The organism is Pseudoalteromonas fuliginea, assembly GCF_000690055.1.
Lineage (GTDB): Bacteria > Pseudomonadota > Gammaproteobacteria > Enterobacterales > Alteromonadaceae > Pseudoalteromonas > Pseudoalteromonas fuliginea.
The window spans coordinates 1-19284 of sequence record NZ_JJNZ01000007.1 but is presented as its reverse complement, the minus strand read 5'-3'; the positions used below and the strand labels follow the sequence as shown (position 1 = coordinate 19284).

The 19284-nt window shown below is 39.3% G+C and carries 11 protein-coding genes and 2 pseudogenes; 4 read left to right on the top strand and 9 right to left on the bottom strand.

The window, feature by feature from the left end; translation table 11 throughout:
• The first annotated feature begins 998 nt into the window (after positions 1-998).
• Positions 999-7472 (top strand): starch-binding protein, encoded by a 6474-nt coding sequence (locus DC53_RS18445; RefSeq protein ID WP_239462833.1) that lies wholly within the window; start codon positions 999-1001, stop codon positions 7470-7472.
• 16 nt (positions 7473-7488) lie between these two features.
• Positions 7489-8823 carry a DUF1552 domain-containing protein gene (locus DC53_RS18450; protein ID WP_033028439.1) on the top strand — a complete coding sequence of 445 codons (1335 nt, stop codon included), beginning with the start codon at positions 7489-7491 and terminating at the stop codon, positions 8821-8823.
• A gap of 471 nt (positions 8824-9294) precedes the next feature.
• On the opposite strand, the gene DC53_RS18455 is transcribed toward DC53_RS18450, so the two are convergent.
• Positions 9295-10152, bottom strand: coding sequence for a mechanosensitive ion channel family protein (locus DC53_RS18455; RefSeq protein ID WP_033028438.1), 858 nt, complete (start codon positions 10150-10152; stop codon positions 9295-9297).
• Positions 10153-10426: 274 nt separating this feature from the next.
• On the opposite strand from DC53_RS18455, the gene DC53_RS18460 reads away from it, so the two are divergent.
• Positions 10427-11107 carry an SDR family oxidoreductase gene (locus DC53_RS18460; protein ID WP_033028437.1) on the top strand — a complete coding sequence of 227 codons (681 nt, stop codon included), beginning with the start codon at positions 10427-10429 and terminating at the stop codon, positions 11105-11107.
• Positions 11108-11239: 132 nt separating this feature from the next.
• Here DC53_RS18460 and DC53_RS18465 read toward each other — a convergent pair whose 3' ends face one another.
• From DC53_RS18465 to DC53_RS18475, 4 genes are all read right to left on the bottom strand, one after another.
• Positions 11240-11578: a hypothetical protein gene (locus DC53_RS18465; RefSeq protein WP_033028436.1), complete on the bottom strand. Its 339-nt coding sequence runs from the start codon at positions 11576-11578 to the stop codon at positions 11240-11242.
• Between the two features lie 522 nt (positions 11579-12100).
• Positions 12101-12481 carry a VOC family protein gene (locus tag DC53_RS18470; protein ID WP_033028435.1) on the bottom strand — a complete coding sequence of 127 codons (381 nt, stop codon included), beginning with the start codon at positions 12479-12481 and terminating at the stop codon, positions 12101-12103.
• A 424-nt stretch (positions 12482-12905) separates the two neighbouring features.
• Entirely contained in the window at positions 12906-14105 is a 1200-nt protein-coding gene (locus DC53_RS21340; RefSeq protein WP_050484113.1) for an alpha/beta hydrolase-fold protein, read from the bottom strand.
• A 612-nt stretch (positions 14106-14717) separates the two neighbouring features.
• Positions 14718-15110 (bottom strand): hypothetical protein, encoded by a 393-nt coding sequence (locus tag DC53_RS18475; RefSeq protein WP_033028434.1) that lies wholly within the window; start codon positions 15108-15110, stop codon positions 14718-14720.
• A 311-nt stretch (positions 15111-15421) separates the two neighbouring features.
• Here DC53_RS18475 and DC53_RS0120285 point away from each other — a divergent pair.
• Positions 15422-15936: pseudogene (locus tag DC53_RS0120285) on the top strand (IS110 family transposase); the annotation flags it as partial.
• A gap of 38 nt (positions 15937-15974) precedes the next feature.
• On the opposite strand, the gene DC53_RS21470 reads toward DC53_RS0120285, so the two are convergent.
• The 4 genes and pseudogenes from DC53_RS21470 to DC53_RS18485 all read right to left on the bottom strand — a co-directional run bounded on the left by DC53_RS21470 (position 15975) and on the right by DC53_RS18485 (position 18917).
• Positions 15975-16955, bottom strand: a complete 981-nt coding sequence (locus tag DC53_RS21470; RefSeq protein WP_065427715.1) for a DUF4365 and DUF1817 domain-containing protein — start codon at positions 16953-16955, stop codon at positions 15975-15977.
• Between the two features lie 137 nt (positions 16956-17092).
• Positions 17093-17959, bottom strand: a complete 867-nt coding sequence (locus tag DC53_RS18480; protein WP_045984500.1) for a toll/interleukin-1 receptor domain-containing protein — start codon at positions 17957-17959, stop codon at positions 17093-17095.
• Positions 17960-18204: 245 nt separating this feature from the next.
• Positions 18205-18327: pseudogene (locus tag DC53_RS22930) on the bottom strand (transposase); the annotation flags it as partial.
• A gap of 44 nt (positions 18328-18371) precedes the next feature.
• Complete coding sequence (locus DC53_RS18485) at positions 18372-18917, bottom strand: hypothetical protein (RefSeq protein WP_033028433.1); 546 nt, start codon at positions 18915-18917, stop codon at positions 18372-18374.
• Positions 18918-19284 lie beyond the last annotated feature (367 nt).

Sequence of the window (19284 nt, the reverse complement as noted above, 5' to 3'; positions counted from 1 at the left end):
AACATGCGGTGCCTTTGGGTTCGTTCTAGGGGCGATTAGCTCTTTATTACCCGATTTTCACTCAATCCCTTGTGAGATGGAATAACGCAAGATCAGTTATGCTAACTTTATGAAATTAGCGGCCCATTATAGCGCTATAAAACAGCATATTAACAATGACCTAAACTCTGGTAGTTGATTGTTATATATGAATAATTTAAAGTATTTAATGAGTTGTCTAACACGTTAAAATGACCATATTTGTAATAAAATTGGTATCATAAAGTTCACTAAATTACAGACCTTTCGCCGCAATTAGAGCGTCCCTACATTGAATCAATTTTAACTCTAAAAATAAACATACTCTGTCGATATAGAATAAAATCACAAAGCAATTTAGTTTCACGGTTACTTCAACTCAGATAATAACGGCTCTTTATTCATTTTATGAAACAGTGAAGGAAATGAGATAACACTTCTAAAATTTAACAAGTTAAGACTCCCAACATAAAATATCACCGAAGTAACCACGATCCTGCCACGTTAACTTAATGAATATTTAATGTTAACCAGTGAATACGTATGCATAAAATATATTACGGCTCAAGAAAAACAAAAGACGATTGTTTTCAAGGTTTTAATAAAGAATATACCTTACTTTAAGATTACGCATAAAAAGTTAATTCTCGAGCAATAAAAAGCATATCAATAACGTAAAAATAATAATTAACACCATGTTTTAAAACAAATATAACTAAAATTAAATTGAATAACTCTTCATTACTTTTATCTGCTTTTGCTTTGAGCGCTCATTTTTGTAAATAAATATGTTGTGATATTGTTAACTATCGAAAGTTAATAGTCTTAAGCAGGTGGTTATAATGTCTACAAATAATATTAGTGAGAGCTGTCGTCAGGTTGAGCGATGTCGTTGCTTTACCTCTTTTAATTATTTTTTGGCCTTAAATACACTTTTTTTCCTATTATCTCTATTTATTCTTTTCGTTTCGAAACCACTTTTGGCCGCAGTTAACCCCACCGCAATTTGTTTTGATAATCCAAATAAATACAACAATCCAACGCTTCATTTATGGAACTCAATACCGACTGGTTCCGTTAACAATACCAATTGGCCAGGCCACGAGATGTTTATTGAGGGCAGTTTTTATTGTTATGACCCAGGGGTTCCTATAGACGGTATTAACCTCATTTTTAGTAATGACGGTAATCCACAAACGCTTGATTTATTAATGAATAGCCCTAATAATTGTTGGCAAAGTGGGACTTGGAAATCGCTCGCTGATTGTGCACTAGCGGTCTCGAGCCCACTCCCTAACATTGCTCCGACTGCCAATGCAGGAGAAGATATTGAAGTAATTGAAGGCATTACATTCACACTTAGTGCCAGTGCATCATTTGATCCCGATGGTAATATTACAAACTACAATTGGAGTAATCAGTTAACGGGAATATCTCCTTTAGCTGTTTACAACACGCCGGGAAGTTATACGGTTACTTTAACCGTAACTGATAATCAAGGCGCAACCAGCAGTGATATAATAGTGGTCACCGTTATTCCCAAAAATACACAAACGGTCACCGCAACGAGTATTTGCTACGATAATACGGCTAATTATCAAACCCCCACTATTTACATGTGGGACTCGACACCTGCTGACACACTGGATAATTTTAACTGGCCAGGTGAAGCAATGACGCAAGTCGGCGAGTATGTCTGCTACGATCCAATGGTTGAATTAACTTCAATGAACGTTATTTTTAATAATGGCATTGGTAATGGCCAAACTAACGATTTAGCCATGATTACGCCCAATGCCTGTTATAAAAATAATGAATGGATGAGCTTAGCCTCATGTGGCATGTTGATAACTTCAAACGTCCATGCGGGCGGCGATCGCAGCGTCAATGTGAATACAAAAATAGCGTTAACAGTTGCTGAAAGTGCTGATTCATTGGGTAATATTGATAACGCAAGCTGGCAAAGTACAGCGTGGACTGGCACTTTAACAGGGGCAAGTGTCATTACGCCAACCCTAAGTACAACAGGGACATTCAATGTGACTGTTACCTTGGCTAATGGTAATCAAGACTCGTTTAACCTAACAGTCGTAAATGTCACGCAAGGTATGCCAGAAAGGCCTAAACTCTCAGCTCCCCTAAATTTCCCACTTACAGGAAATGTATCGTCTGGTAATTATAAATACGAATTCGCTTTTCCTGCACTAAATGACGCCTTTAGCTCGCCGGTTATGGTGACCAATGACGGTCTAAATGACTTAATTTATGTGGTCGATAAGTCAGGTAAGGTATTTGTTTTCCCTAACAATTCAAACGTGACTAGCGTGCAAGTAAATACACTCATCGACATTAGTAGTGAGGTCCGCGATTATCACGAACAAGGTTTACTTGCGATTGCATTTCACCCTAATTTTGCAAGTAATCGTTTTGCTTATATTTATTATATTGAAGGTAATAGCGATACAGAAAGTGATAACGGCGCCTTTGGTGATGGCGTACTAGAGCGAATTACTTTAAATGATGCTAGTAATCCAACACAAGTAAGTGCTCGTGTTGAGGTATTACGCATACCGCAGCCTGGTCCTGATCATAAAGGCAGTATGATGCAATTTCACCCCGTAACAGGTGAATTTTATATGAGTATTGGCGATGGTGCATACGGTGATACAGCCATTACACCTACTCAACCCGATCCAAGAACTAATAATAGCTCACAACAAACCACTAATTTACGTGGCAGCTTTATTCGCCTTATTATGCGCGAAACACCTAACATCAAAGGATTGTATTACGATATCCCATCCGACAATCCATTTATAGATGATGCTAATGTGCGTGACGAAATCTGGTCATATGGTCACCGCAACCCTTGGCGATTTAGCTTTGACAGTGAAGCACCTTACTTACTGTGGCAAACCGAGGTTGGGCAAGCTGGATTTGAAGAAATCAATATTATTGAAGCGGGTGGTAACTATGGCTGGCCTATTTGTGAAGGGCTTAATCACAGAGGGAGTGATGGGGGAGATCCAAATAATACACGAACATGCAGTAATGATTTAATTGCACCTGTTGGTGGTTATGCACATGATACAGGATCAGTCTCTATTATTGGCGGATTCGTTTACCGTGGCACTGCATTCCCCGCGCTAAATGGGCGTTTCATATACGGTGATTATGTCAGTAAAAAGATTTGGTCTGCTGTTCAAGGCGACACAAACCAGCTAGTGAGCGATGCCTTTGCGGGTAATATTTCATCTTTTGGCACCGATATGAGTGGCGAGGCTATATTTGTCACTTCGCATGGCGCAGAGTACGGCGGATTATCAATTATTTACCGAATGGTTGACAGCGATGCGCAAGCAGCTGTTATTCCTAATAAACTATCAAAAACGGGATTATTTGCCGATTTAATTCATCAATACCCGGTCCATGGCGTGATAGAATACGATGTAAACTCTGACGGTTGGTTCGACGGCTTAATAGCCCGTCATTTTGTTGCTATTCCTAATGAGAGTGTGGTCGAATTTAACCCTGATGATATTTGGAATTTACCCATTGGCAGCGTATTGGTTAAACACCTATCTTTGCCGACCCAGATAGAATCAACTGAAGACAGTACGACAAGATCGACCCCCTTTGAAACCTCTGTTTTATTTAAGCAAAATGCAGGCAACTGGGCATCGGCAAATTACCGCTGGAACGCACAAGGTACTGATGCCAATTTAGTCACACAAGCGTTTAACGAAACGGTTGAGCAATTTTATAATGGCTCACTGCGTAACATAATACGCCAAGTAAGATCAGGCGCTGAATGTACCTCATGCCATTTAGGTACTGGCAGTAAAGAACCGCTTGCAATAAGCACTGCGCAATTAAATCGTGATTTTAATTATCAAGGCGTGGTTGCTAATCAAATCAATCTTTTTAATCAACTCGCCTTGTTTGGTCCCCCTATTGCTAGCGCAGACAGCTTTACTGCGTACCCAGATCCACAAAATACGAGTGCTAACTTAGACAAAAGAGCGCGTGCTTATTTAGATACCAACTGTGCTCACTGTCATGATGGCAGCCTAATGGATTTAAATTACGATACGCCAGTTAACAAAATGGATATTATGAATGTTAAACGTTCCGATGTTTATCGCATGTTACCTTTTAACCATAGCGCTAGTTTATTACATATCTATCAAACAGACGATGCCAACCGCATGCCTAAAGGAAGCACATTAACGAATCCACTTGCAGCCCAACTAATTGCAGATTGGATAGACGGACAAAGTGCAACACAAACAGGCTTAATCGTAGCACTGGATGAGCCCATTGACGAAACTGCTATTGTACCAAACAGCCGCGTCACACTCTCCACATATGCAATGTACGATAATGGATTTGAAAGCATACCAACCAACCCTGTTACATGGTCATCAAGTAATACTGAGATACTTAACCCTTTAGGGAGTGAACCAATTGTCACCTCAACGGCCGGTAACGCAGGTAATACAACTGTTTGGGCTGACTATATGGGACAAATAGGAAGCATTGATATAACGGTGCTTGGTGCGCCAAATCAACCCACCAATTTTAGTGCCACTTCAACTGGGTCAAACTCAATCATCTTAACGTGGAATGATGTAGCAGATGACGAACAAAGCTACATCCTTAGTCGCTCAATTAATAACGCAGGCCCCTTTAGCCCAATAATAACATTAAGCCAAAACAGCAATGAATTTTTTGATAACGGCCTAACGAGCAACACAACCTATTATTATCAGCTAATTGCCAGTGGCACGAATACTGATAGTATCGCGGTGACCACGAATACAACCACAAAAAACGCCGATCCAATAGATCAAATTTCGATTATAAGTACACCCCTTCCAAACCTAATTGCGGGTGAAAGCCAGCAATTAGCAGCTGTAGCTTACACGAATGGCGAAAATGAAGGCATCACCTTAGCCGCAAACTGGTTAACCAGTGACGACTCTATTGTCAGTGTCAGCTCAACAGGGCTAATGACTGCGGGTAATACGGCAGGTACTGCCATTGTTACTGCAACCTATCAAACACAAACAGCGAGCGTAACAGTTGTTAACCAAGGTGCTGGGCAATATGTTTACTTTAATGTGCCAAGTAATTGGGATACACCAAGTGCTTATATTTGGTCTAATGAAAATGCGACATTAACAACTCGATCAGCAGATTGGCCGGGAAACGAGTTAAATACGTCTGCCAACTTATTTGGTGATACATGGCTGCGCTTAACACTCCCAGCCACATGGGCAAACAGTAATGGGAATATTAATATAATATTCAGCAATAACGGAGTAAATCAAACAGCTGATTTAACGGCTAATATTGCCAGCCCAATGTGGTACGACGATACATGGTTAACCGCCGCACCTACCAGTAATGGAGTTGAAACAGGGAGCCAAGTTCAGGTCGGTAATGGCACGGTTACTTTAAATAACAGTGCCAATTTATCAGGTAAGCTCTTTGCCACCGGTACAGTCGTCAATATCAATGCAGACGCCGCAGCCACTGGGCTTGAATTTTCTGGCTGGGAAGGTTCTGGTGTCGCTTACTTAGTCAACCCAAGTCAAGAGAATACACAATTAGTAGTGGGTGATGCATTGTCATACACCTTGTTAGCTGTATTTAATAGCGTAAGCGACCCTTATCTAACGGGACGTACGTTTTATAATAATCAAGGGTGCGCAGGTTGTCACGGCAGTGATGGCGCTCAAAATATCGGAGGAAAGTCCTTACTTAATGCTATTAATCGTTATGACTTAAACAGCTTAACGGCTTATATCGAAAACAATATGCCATTCGGTAATGCAGCAGCTTGTACTGGTGACTGTGCCACATCTACCGCGAGCTTAATTTTAGCCGAAGCTTACACGGCCCCAACTAACATATGTAATTCAACTGACTTAGATGACTTAATTCCTCAAAATCGCAGCTATCGTTTGCTATCGACTTTAGAATACAACAATTCAATTCGTGATTTATTCGCCTTGGAAAACAACGTAGATGTCACCTCTGGTCGTATCCCTGCGGATATTCCAGTAAACGGTTTCAAAACCAGTGCCAATACTTTATTTACCAATGATTACGCAAAAGGCTACGTTGTTGCAGCAGAAACAGCCGCTATGATGGTCGATAATATTTATAGTTTGACTTTAAATTGTAACGATATCAGCTGTTTTATTAATGACTTTGGAAAACGCGCATTTCGTCGTCCGTTAACGCCAACGGAATTAACCGACTTGACCTCGGTTTATAATGAGCATGGCAATATAGGCGTGTTGTCAGCAATACTATCAGCCCCAGCAATGTTATATCGCTCAGAAGTAGGCGAGAGCAATGGCGCTGGTTATTTTGAACTAACTGATTACGAAATCGCCACCTTGCTATCGTATACATACTGGGCAACAACACCAAGCCCCGAACTAATGGCAAAGGCTGATGCAGGCGAACTCAGTACCCCTACGCAAATTGCCGCAACACTTGGCAACATGCTACAAGATGCTCGTGCAGAAACAACTTTCGAACGTTTTATTACAGGCTGGCTAGACCTAGACAAGGATATTAAAACGTCGACACTTAGCGACAGCTTAAAAGCAGATATGAAACAAGAGACCATTGAATTTGTGCGTCGTACTGTATTTGGTGGAGGGCAATATCGCGAATTACTCACAGCAGATTATAGCTTTATGACCCAGCAATTAGCAGAACATTATGGCTTGCAGTGGTCTGGTGGCGACCAATGGCAGCAAGTCAATTACAACGATGGCACTGGCGAAAGTAACGAGGTAGATGCAGGTAACAGTGAACGTCGAGGCATATTAGGCCATGCTGGGATTTTAACTTTGCAATCTGCATCAGAAAAAACGCATCCAGTGAAACGAGGACTATTTGTTCGCCGTAATCTCATGTGTCAAGACTTCCCACCGCCACCTATTGGGGCAGTATTAAAGCCACAAGACGACCCAAGTTTAACGGTACGAGAACGATTTGAAACCGCTCATTTACAAAATGATTGTCAGTCGTGCCACCAATACATTGACGGGATAGGGTTCGGATTTGAAAACTACAACGAGATCGGAGTTTATACCACAACCGAAACCACTGGCGATGGGCAAGTTAAATTTATTGACTCATCAGGTTACATTGGCAGTTTATTCTCAGCTGAAACTTTCCTATCAGCCAGCGAACCCGTAGTTCCCTATCAAGGCATTGATGAACTTGCTGAATTAATCGCGGACAGCGCGCACGGTAAATCGTGTTACGCACGTCAGTGGTATCGCTATACCCGTGGTCAACGCGAAACCAACGAGGACACCTGCACAGTACAAGTATTAGGCCAGCTATTTAAAGATGACCCAAACGCAACCTTACTCGATCTGATGATCCAGTTTACTCAAACCAAAAACTACACCTTACGCAAATAATGGAGCGGGCATCAAAATGAAGTTTTTAAAAAATAAAATGCAACGTCGTGATTTTCTCCGCATACTAGCCAAAGCGGGGCTTACCACAGCCTTTGCTAGCCAATTTGCGTTCGCACCTAAAGTCTTTGCTGCTGCCGGTGAAGCTAGACGCTTTATTATGGTATTTTACCCTAATGGGTGTGTCCGTGATAAATGGCATTCATATGATATTGGAGGATTAAGTGCCAGCAGTTTAGACACCAGCCCACTGAGTTCATTAAACAAGCATATAAACAACTTAGTTCCCATCAAAAATCTAACCTATGCAGGCCAAGGTGGTAGCTCAGGCCACCCAGAAGCGTGTCGTGGTATTTTTTCTGGTGGTGTAGATGGTGCCCCTTCATTTGACAGTGAAATAGGTAATGCACTGGGCGGTAACTTAACCAACAATCTACACGTTGGCTGTTGGTCAAGTAAGGCTAAAGGCTCCGAATACATGCCGTTTACCAATATTAATCGCAACAAAATTGACGTGCCCGATAATCCACAAATGATCTATGACAATCTACTCGCTGATGTTGTTAACAGTGATAATCAAGACGGCTTATCACCTGTCGACCTACGTCGTCAAAGAGTAATAGAGTCGCTTCACGAAAACCTTGATCTATTAAAAAACAACACTTTAAATATAAAACAGCAAGGTAAGCTACTCACACACGAAGCATCTCTTGACTACTATAAAAATGTATTAAATAGTTCACTCGACATTGGCGATGGCACTGGTTTTAGCCGCCCTAACGTAGGTATGAGCGGTATAAATGAGGAAGCTGAAGCCGTTGCTCAAGCACAAATGCGTAATATCGCAATGGCATTTCAAGCCAATGTAACACGTACTGCAGGTTTTCAATTTATGGGCGCACAAGATGAATCTTTGCAAATTAACTTTCCAAGTATTCGCCCTTATATGGGCGAATTTGGCAGTGGTGCACGACTTTACTGGAATGAAACCCGCTCGCATGTTAGTTCGCACAACGAGTCCAATTTATTTAATGCTCAAACGCGCTGGTATAATATAATGGTCAGTTACTTAATGGATCAACTCGCTGCTCGACCCGATACCGCTTATGGTGGAACCTTACTCGACAACACTTTAATACTAGTCATGTCAGAGGTGGGCGGCGGAAATCACCAGCAAGAAAACCCCGGAGTATACCTAGCAGGCGGTGCGGGTAATGCAATTAATAGAGGTATTGCAATTAATGCGAATAACGCAGGAATGTCGAATGTATATTTAGATATAGCAAACGCATTCGGCCTAGGTTGGAACCGATACGGTAATAGTTTTGGTGGTATCAATGGCCTGCTAGTTTAACTCTATACCATTGAATAAAAACATTTATAAATAAAGCTATGTGATTTAAATGCAATACGATTCATGTATTATTGAATCGTTAATATCACCAAACTCGTCATATAATAAAGTATATAAATTCACTTTCGTTTACCCATATAGGGTTAACTTTTTATGCCTTTATTAGCCGTAATATTGCTTTATCTTAAAAAAGTAGATTTCCTGATCTATCTGTAGCAATTAAAATAAACGTCATACTAATTTACCACCAAACTTAATATAAAATTTAAGCGTCCTTATACCAATTCGCTTAATTAAGTGGTCTATTTTGAGGTAAGGCAATCATGTTGATAACAAGGAAAAATTTCGTTATTTAGTTGTCATTACTAATTGCTCCTGCATTGCTCTACTTTCTGCATCCATGCAGCCGTATATTAGAAATTTTTAACGCAGTTAGCGTCAGATTTAATTCCTCAAATTGATTAAGCATTATTACGGATTGGTATTACTTACCGTTATTGCTGAGGCCATCGACTCAGATATATGCAGCGTACGCTGCGGAAACGGAATACTCAGCCCAGCACCTTCAATTGCTTCTTTAACGCGTTTGTTTAAATCCCACACGGTTTGCCAATAATCACCATTAACAGCCCACGCACGTAATTGAATGTTCACTGCGCTTTCGCCTATTGATGTCACCATTACTTTAGGTGCAGGCTCTGCGAGTAATCGGCTCTCTGATGCAGCTAATTCTTTAAGTACATTTAAGCCAACGTCAATAGAGTCGGCATACGAAATACCCACCACTATGTCCATTCGTCTTTTGCCATTACGGGTAAAGTTTTTAATATTGCCACCCCACACTTTGCCGTTAGGCGATGCTATATAAAGGCCGTCGGTGGTTTTAAAAATAGTGGTAAACAAGTTTATTTCACTCACAGTGCCAAGCGTGCCACTGGCATCAACAAAATCGCCTATTTTAAAAGGTCTAAGTATTAGCAGCATGATACCTGCAGCAATATTACTCAGTGTATTTTTAAGGGCTAAACCAATAGCCAAGCCAGCAGCCCCCATTAGCGCAATTAAACTGGCCGTGTTTACGCCAAAAATATCTAAAATAAATAGACCGCCAATTATATAAACTAAATAACCAGCAATACTCGATAAAAGAGGAAGCAGCGTACTATCCACTCTTTTTAACGGGGATTTAGAGTTTTTAATCGCTTTTTTAACCGAGCGTGCAATTAAGGCACTCGCAACTAAAATCACCAACGCTAAAATCACCTTGTAACCTAAAGTGATGATTGTTTCTGAATGGCTTTGCCAAAACGCTAAGAGTTTATCTTTCATGTTTGTTCCGATAAATGTGGCTGAAACTCAGCAAAATAATGGTTAAATCTAATAAAAACCGACTTCAAAAGAAGTGGCGCGAGTATATAGAATAAAAAATTTAAACCTACCTTTTTTAATCACTTATTTCAATTTTAATAACGGCCTAAAAACCATGGTTATTAGAATATAAAACACCGCCATTTATGGCTAATTTATAGCGACTATTCAATGTAGGTTAATCGTTTATTGGTATGGTGACTTTAAGTTTTTAACGTTCATTAAGAGGTTATCTATGGCAAAAGAAAAAATAGTACTCATAACCGGCGCTTCAAGTGGCATTGGCGAAGCAACCGCAAAAACTCTTGTAAATAATGGTCATAAAGTAATACTTACCGCTAGACGCGAAGATAAGTTAACTGAGTTAGTAGAGTTGCTAGGCTCAAATAATGCAATGGGCGTAGCCGCAGATGCAACCGACTTTACCGCGCTTGAAAGCGTGGTTACCAAAGGCATTGAAAAATTTGGCCGACTAGATGTAGCCTTTGCTAACGCAGGCATGGGCGTTTCAACCGCTGGCACCGAAAAAGGTGACCCCGATGAGTGGTCAACCATGATTGATATAAATATTAAAGCCCTACTGTGGACTGCAAAATTAACCCTGCCGCATTTACGTCAAAACAAAGGTCACTTTATATTAACCAGCTCTGCTGCTGGCCGTAAGCCAATTGGCGGCTCTATTTACGGTGCAACTAAATGGTTTGCTTACGGGTTTGGACAAAACTTAGCTGAGGAAATGACTGAGTGGAATGGCCGCTGTACCACCATAGCACCAGGCATGGTAAACACCCCGTTTTTTGATGAAGCTAAACCCGACAAACTCGACCCGCAAGATGTAGCCGACGCGGTATTGTTTGCTATTGAAGCAAACCAGCGCAACAGCGTACGAGAAATCTATTTAATGCCAACTAATTAAATGTTGCTTGGTAGATTTTGGGCTATCAGGTTTAATGCTAATGGCGTTAAACCTGATGGTTGTTAGTGCTTAGTTTGGGTTAGATGTTAGTAGGTAAGAATGAATTAAAGGTATTAGGCATTTAAAGTCTTGTTAATTGCCAATGCTGTCCTTAAACCATATGTAAGAAAAATATAGGACAACGGCAATATATCCAAAAGAAATAACTAGGTTTACTTTCCAGAGGTTTAGCCAAAAATTGCCTCTGAAATAAGTGCGTTCTCTTACTTCATGGTTGAACAATGCTACTGAAGAGGGCACTAATATTAACGCAGACCAACCAAGTATAGGTAACACCATAAACATAATGCCTATGCCTGCACCTCCTGCTGAAGCCTCGGATGCTTCACCATCAATTGGGGCTAGCATCACGTAGCCTAAAATAAACCCAACAATCGCAAGTATAAAACCTAAAAGCTGAAATGTTCTCATTATTATCCTAGGGTCTGTTGATCTTTACGGATTAAAATTTGTTCAAATTAGGGGCTATTTAATCGCGGCGCGAGGTTTGTAACCTAGTGGGCTAAGTAAGAACCGAGCAACAAGGAGTAAATAGCCCCTAGGAAGAACTCTTTGGGCAGCGCCTGTTTGGCATTAATGCTGCGTTATCGCCCATTTATGGGGAATAGCCACACTACATAGGCTCTGCCTTGCCTAAATACCAAACAGACTGCTGCAAATTCAACCTTGAAAGATCAACAGACCCTAGGCTCATAACGAGACTGTAAAATAACTCCAACAGCCAAATTCAATTAAAAAACGAGTTCCTGTAATTAACTCTAATCGTTTTTAAAGCATTAGGTAATGCATTTGGAACCCATAAAACAGGCTGTTTTTCTTAAAAAAGAGTAATTCCACAGTCTTAACGTCCACTTGATCGGACAAAAATAGTTGGTTGGGACATGAAACGAGGTAAAACCTAACCAGCTTTTTTTATTATATTTAAATTACTTACTAGGCGCGCTTATCTACTCGCCATGGTGGATTAAGCCTGTTTTTCCCCGCCCAATACAGTTTGATTTTATTACCTGATGGATCGTGTAATATTGCTTCACGCCACAGATAACTTTGATCTGTTGGCTCTTGATAAAACTCGATGCCAATAGATTTTAAATCAGATACCCACTGATCAAGTTTTTCATGCTCAAAATAGATTACTACGCCATTTAAAAAACTACCAGTTTCTAATAAAAGTGAAAAGGTTGAGTTTCCGTCAGGACATTCGAAACGGACATAATGGGGAGTATCGACAATTTGGGTAAAACCTAGTTTTAAATAAAACTCAGTCGCTTTATCCATGTGTTTAACTGGCAAAGTAACTTGATTAAGATTCACGAAACCTCCATGTGTGCCTAACGAGACTGTAGAATAACTCGTTTTGATTTATTTTTATTGATGGATAAACCATAGCTGAGTTCCTATTTCGGTTCAATTGATTACTGTATTTTATGCAGAATATAAAGCGGGAATTTGGTGTTGTTTTAATTGGCGTTTTGGACGGGATTACGGGTACTTGAGTGGCTTTTATTTAGGTTAAAAGGGCTTCCCCTTCTCAATGCATCGTGTACACAGCCCTTCTATATAATAAACAAAGCAGTACAATTGCCATCGACCTACTGACTTTCTCTTTTTACTTTCATCTTGCTAATGTAGCTCAGTTTTTACGTGATTCATTATTTATAAAACTCACTTGCCATCATGATCTAATTGACAATTTCCGTAACAGTTAGGATGGGTGTCAACGCTATTTTGGTTAAACTTACATCAAATTTACATTCGACTTTTTCTCGGTCAATTGTTGACGTTCCTCATCACTTAAATCATCTCTGCGCAACAAAATGTTTAAATGTTTTAACGCTTCTTGTTTTTTACCAAGTTTTACAAAGGCGTCAACGATATGAAGCCTAGAGCTATATGCAGATGGCTCCTGACTGATGTTGTAGCTAAAATACTTAATTGCTTCAGCAGGATTTTCTAAGTAGGTGAGTTGTCCTATGCCTTCATCATACATTTGCCAGGATTTTGGTTCAATTTGATACCCATATAGGGTTGATAGCTTTTTGAAGTGCGCTAGGACACTTTCGTAGCCTTCAACTGATGTTTCATATGGAATAGACCACTGAGGGTACAAACCTCTGAGTGCCCCAATTGTCCCGTAAATCGGTGTATTCTGATGAGGCTCTTCTCGAAAGTATTCAAATTTGTAACGCAGGTTCGGTGTATTTAAATTCGCAAGTTCTCTCTCTATCTTTTGAATCCCTGAGAGCATCTGAACACCTTCTGGGGAATCTGATTCTGGGTTACCTTCATTCCCTATATTCATGTATAGAAAATTTTTGTGCATGGGATTCGTTTTTACGAACTTAATGAGATCGCTAACGGTTTTTCCGCTCTCCCAGAACACAGAGGGACTATTGGCAAAGTGCGCTTGGAACAAGTTTGGCCTTTTATGAAAACTATGTGACACAAGCAGCCCGCCGTATGAATGCCCAGAGAGTATTCTAAATTTTTCTGTCCGATAGTGTTTCTCGATGTATGGGATAACGTCTTGTTCAATAAACGTTAAATACTTATCTGCCCCGCCGCTATGCTCTTCGTAATTTGGATCAGATGTTGGTGTAAAATCTCTGCCTCTGTTGGAAGTAGAGATCCCAACGATGATCATTTGAGGGGCGCTATTGTAGCCATTCAGCGGGGCAAGAACGCCTGATACAAGAGGCAACCCTACAGGTGCATCTAAAGTGTAAAGAACAGGATAACGATAGTTTTGATTGAATTCACTTTCATACTTGAAAGGCAATTGAACATAGATATCAACGGTTTCATTTAACACAGAAGATGAAATTGGTATTTTTTGAAAAGGTAAATGCCGCTCAACAGCATTTTCTTTAAATGAATCCGCATACGCACTAAAGGAAGCCGTGACAATAAAAAAAATCGTGCAGAAATACTTGGTCATTCAATGTCCTTATTTAAATGCTTGTTTAGTAAAAGAAACTCAAGAATAAGGGATTGCTTAGATGGAGTCTAGTCACATGGAAACAATCAAGGTGTTGAAAAAAATTAGCAGCTCCGAATTCTGACACGGACGCTTGTTGCGCTCTTGATACAAATTCCTAAATCATACGAACGAGTGCTTTAGCAGTGGTAGATACCTTCGAATAAGACAATTATTGATCTGTGTTTCGTTTTTTTTGTTTCGATCAGATTGCCCAAATAGGTATTACTTGCTAAGGTCACTACGGCAAAGTCGCTCGGTAATTAGACCGACAGAATCCCTTGGTAATCACACTAATACAGCTTAGAGGCCAATTCCACTGAATAGGAGTCTTTTACAACTATCATCCTCCGTATGGTGGCCCGCAAGGTAAACGTCATATGAGGTATTAGTCTCGGAAACAAGCGCTTCGTTCATGGTTTGTCAGTCGAGGTTTCGATACTCACCACTTTGATAACCGACTTGTAGCTTCAATCATTCGGTACACAGACCAAAATATTCATATAGAATCTATAGCAAATCAGTTGTAACGAAAAGTTCTAAGTGGCTGATTAACCGATGTAAACAATTTCACTATTTATTGGTCGCAGTGGTCCTATACAAACCTGCTTCAGCTAACAATCTGAAATGGTTTAGCGATGATTCTTTTAGTAATTTCATATAATAATTTCGAGCACTATCCAAATCACCATTCCCTTCAAACCCCTCAGCTTTGGAAGCTAATTCATCCAGTCGGTTAAAGTCTAATTCGTTGGATTTGAAGTCGTTTACTACATCCGGAGTTAACGAAGGGTCTATCTCATAGATACGAGTTCTTATTTCCCACAAAGAGTGAATTGCTGTGCCAATATCAACCATATTTTTCCGCGTATCCAATGAACTAGAATCTTCAATTAGTTTTGAAGTATCAACTACCGTTTCGATAGCTTGGCCCAGTAACAAGTCGACGCTTTTAAGCTTATCCATAACACTACCTACTTATAAATCGAGCTAATATATTACCCTAACTTGATATTCGAGTCTGCAATTCAGACCGCAAACAAACAACTTTTAACTAAACATGTGAATCGAAAATTTAATACGTTTTGCAAAGTGGATTAGTATTGAAATTAAGCACTACTAACTTTCGCAGCCGTCCGTGCCATCCACGATCCCAATGCTCCTCTATCGTTTAATATTTTTTGATCAGGATGCTCAAGATAGAGAATTTAGGATGGATGTCATCTCAATTTGTCCGAAAAGTGCAAAAATTAGGATAGGTGTCATTTTAATTGGTTGAAATACTCACCGAAGATATGGCGGTGATCACGCCAAATTTATTGCTTATTGAATGCCTCGTTCCGCAACTTAAACAGCTGATGTTGGCAATAACACGATTTGATGACGAAATTAAAACACTTTATAAGCAACATACAGATCGCGCTATTTTTGATAGTTTACTTGGGGCGGGGCCACAATTAGCACCTCGATTATTAGCCGCTATGGGATCAAATCGTGACCGCTATAAGTGCGCCTCTGACATACAAAAATACGCAGGCATTGCTCCAGTAACCGAACGCAGTGGCAAGAAAGAATGGATACACTGGCGGTACTCATGCACTAAGTTTTTAAGGCAAACATTTGCGGAATGGGCAGGATTATCTGTGCGCTATTCATTTTGGGCAAAAGCCTATTATCTGCAGCAAGAAGCCAAAGGAAAATACATACGCCCTACAATGAATCAACTTACTTAACCGCATTGAAAAGTAAGGGATCACCGCTGTTAAAATTTGCGGTGGAAAGTGAGCTTTAGCGCTTGCTGTCCACCTCAGGGCATGTTGTTATGTAACTTTACGCCATTCCAAGAAGCTCATATATAGGAATACAAATTTCCTCATTTTCATCTCCTGTCATTTCTAGCCAATCAGTTACTTTATTAAGCAGCTCATGCTGTTTATGAACAAATTGTATAAGTGCATGCTTGTCGATTTTGACTTGGGGGGGAATGCTATTAATAAGCTGTGCTTTGGCGCAACACAGCGCTATTGACTTTAAACCACATAAATTGCTCGAAGGGTCACAATAAAAAAATAAAGGTAACTTCTCAGCTAATATTTTTGAAAAGTGTACTACTTCTGGAATTTCAAATAATTCACGAGGGTCTGATTCATACCCGTAAAATGAAACTTCAACGTTACTTTTCTTTTTAAATGCTAATTCCCGAGAAACTTGAAATCTATCAAATTGACTTGCGACTTCTGATATATCACTTGATTCAATCCATTCTCTTGAAATAACTATGTGAAAGCTATCTGTATGTTTAGTTATAACATCATTGATGAGCCAATATTTTTCCAACTCATCTGTGTGATCAGTAACATCAGGCAACAAAGAAGTAATTGATTTTTTGCTATCCGCCAAAACTTGTTTCTTGGAAATAGACATTTTCCATGCCGCAGGTGTTCTATCTGTTTTAGCAACATCAAATAACTCCCAATAAACATCATTTGAATCAGGATCGCATAACATGATAAATACAGGTAATGGGTAATTTAACAAGTAATTTATATGTTTCAGCTCTCCACGGTAAATATATCCCCATCTATTTTTTTCTTTTAGGAAAGACTTACCATATTTTATTTGAACTGCAAAAGTTTGACCCGTAACGGTACCGTTAATATCTACCAAATCAACTTGGCCATCTATTCCAAAATCAAACTCTTGAGGGGTTCTTTTGAAGATCCAACCTAAATTTTCAAAGATTATATTTGAAACTCGCTGAACACCTAATTCCCCTTTTTGTGCTTCTACAGAATATTTTGGACCTAACATTTTAACTACCAATAATAAGAAATATGAATGATGAACTAAGCTAATGAGTTACATAACTCCGTTTTAAGCTGCAATTTACTGTGTGCTAAAATCGCGAAGCGATGGTGCGCGGTAAAATGTCCACTTGAAAACTATTGTTATACTTCTGTTACGGGACTTTTCAACACGCTAGTCATGTGCTCATGAGCTTGCGAAATAAGGTTTGAAACATTCACCAAAATATCCTTACCCGTATCTTCGCCTAAGCGTCTTGTGCCAATTCGTAGAGAATATATTTCATGTACCTCATCACCAGGTATTTCAAGTCTTTCAACATTTTCATATTCTGAAGACAATCTAGGTTTTAGATCGCTTTTACGTGACAAATAATTATGGACGGTTGTAATAATTGAAGCCCGTGCAACTTCTTCATTTTCAGCTTGAGATATCTGATGATACTTTAGCGTCGCAGCAGGAGATGCTAGTAGCTCAATATTTGTTAATACCGTAAATGGTTGATCCTTTGCTTGTTCTACAAAATTAATTATTAATGCAAAATTACCATTCACATCACCCCAATCTATAGACCAATCAGTATGGTATTCAGGTGCGCTAATACGATTCATAAAAGGATTAGTAACTTTTGCAATGCCATCAATAACTGTTTTTAAACCATCATCAAAATTTGAGCGGAAATCAGCATAAAGCTTACCACGAGCAAAAAGCGGAACTTTACAGTCTTCTAACAAAACAGGCATTACAACAACTCGTTTTTCTTCAAGTTCGCGTAGTAATCCAGCTGAAAGTTCTTTTTTACACCATTCAGAAGCCACTGAGGCATTTGATAAAATAACTAATAAAGCACTTGCCCCATCAGCCGCATCTTGGACTTTATCAATAATTGAATCACCTAAACTTAATTCCCAACGATCAAGCCAGATGTGTACATTTTGTTGTACCAATTGCATTGCCAATTGGTCAACGAACTCTTTATTTTCATGTGAATAGCTAATAAATACAGGCATAAATAATACTCATAATTAATTTAGGAACAAAATACGAAAGATGCATAACGAGCCTGTAGATTAACTCGTTTTTTATTTATTTTTATTGATAAACAAACCATAGCTGAGTTCCTATTTTGGTTCAATTGATTACTGTGTTTTTACGCAGAATATTAAAAAGTGTTTAGTGTGGGTTTTATTCGAGTTTTGGAGGGATTTACGGGTGTTTCAGTGGCTTTATTTTGGCTTAAAAGGGGTTGCCTCTCTTAATGCATCGTGTTTTGCAGCTTTTCTATATTATGAACAAGGCAATACAGTTGCCATTGGGCGTTCACTTTCGCTTGCCTCCGTTGACCCCGTAAGGTCAATTTATTTATCCCTATATTCACCGCAGTGATTTAGCAGGACAGTCACTTTAATTTTTTAATGGTTGCTAAATTACGGTTGCACCAATAACAGCTGCACTCTTAACTGCCAAGTCTAAATAACGCTCTGCTTCTGATTGTTTGACGGCAAAATCAGGTAAGTGACTTGCTTTGTTTCTGATTTGTCGTAATTGATTAATTAATTCCAAACTATCAGGTGAAAACTTACCAGATGCTGACAGGTGATCCAAAATCATTTTAGGATTAGTTCGTTTAATTGCTGTACCAGTCGAGAGTCCGCTTTTCATTGCTGCCGTTTCAATTAATGTCCATGCTTCGACGACGGCTGCTCTTGGAGAAACATCAGCAATACGAAGTAATTGTTCTTTTTGACTTAAGTCAGTTTCAGATTCATTTACTTTAGGCTTGGCAATATTTTTAGCACTATTCTCAGCTTTACTTAGACTCTTTTCAAAGCTTGCTTCAACATCTTTATATTTAAAAGATGATACCCGCCCCAATAACTGGCGTACTTCAGCACGAAATATGTATGCAATCCAAATAACTGCAACAGGCCATGCTAATGCTTTAACTAGTTCTACGAAATGTTCCATATTTCCCTTAGTAAGCTGAAAATTTAGTCTACGACATTCGTCGTTTTACAAACCGACAAATGTCTTTATATTACAATGATTTTATCCTAGCTATAAAATAAACAACTGTAAACAGTTAGTTAGCTTCGCCTTACCTTTTCTAAATGTAACAAAACCCCAAAATGGTGGAGGTCAGTAATATCAGACGTATAGCTGATTAGTTATACCCGTTGATTATTAATTAACAAATTATATTTTAAATACCTGTGTTTAAACTAATAACGCGTTCACCCTTAAACTTATAGCTCGTTATTACTTATAAAATTAGTTAAAAATCACAACCTACTCCTATTGAATCCTCTGTATTTTTACTTCATATTAAATATTC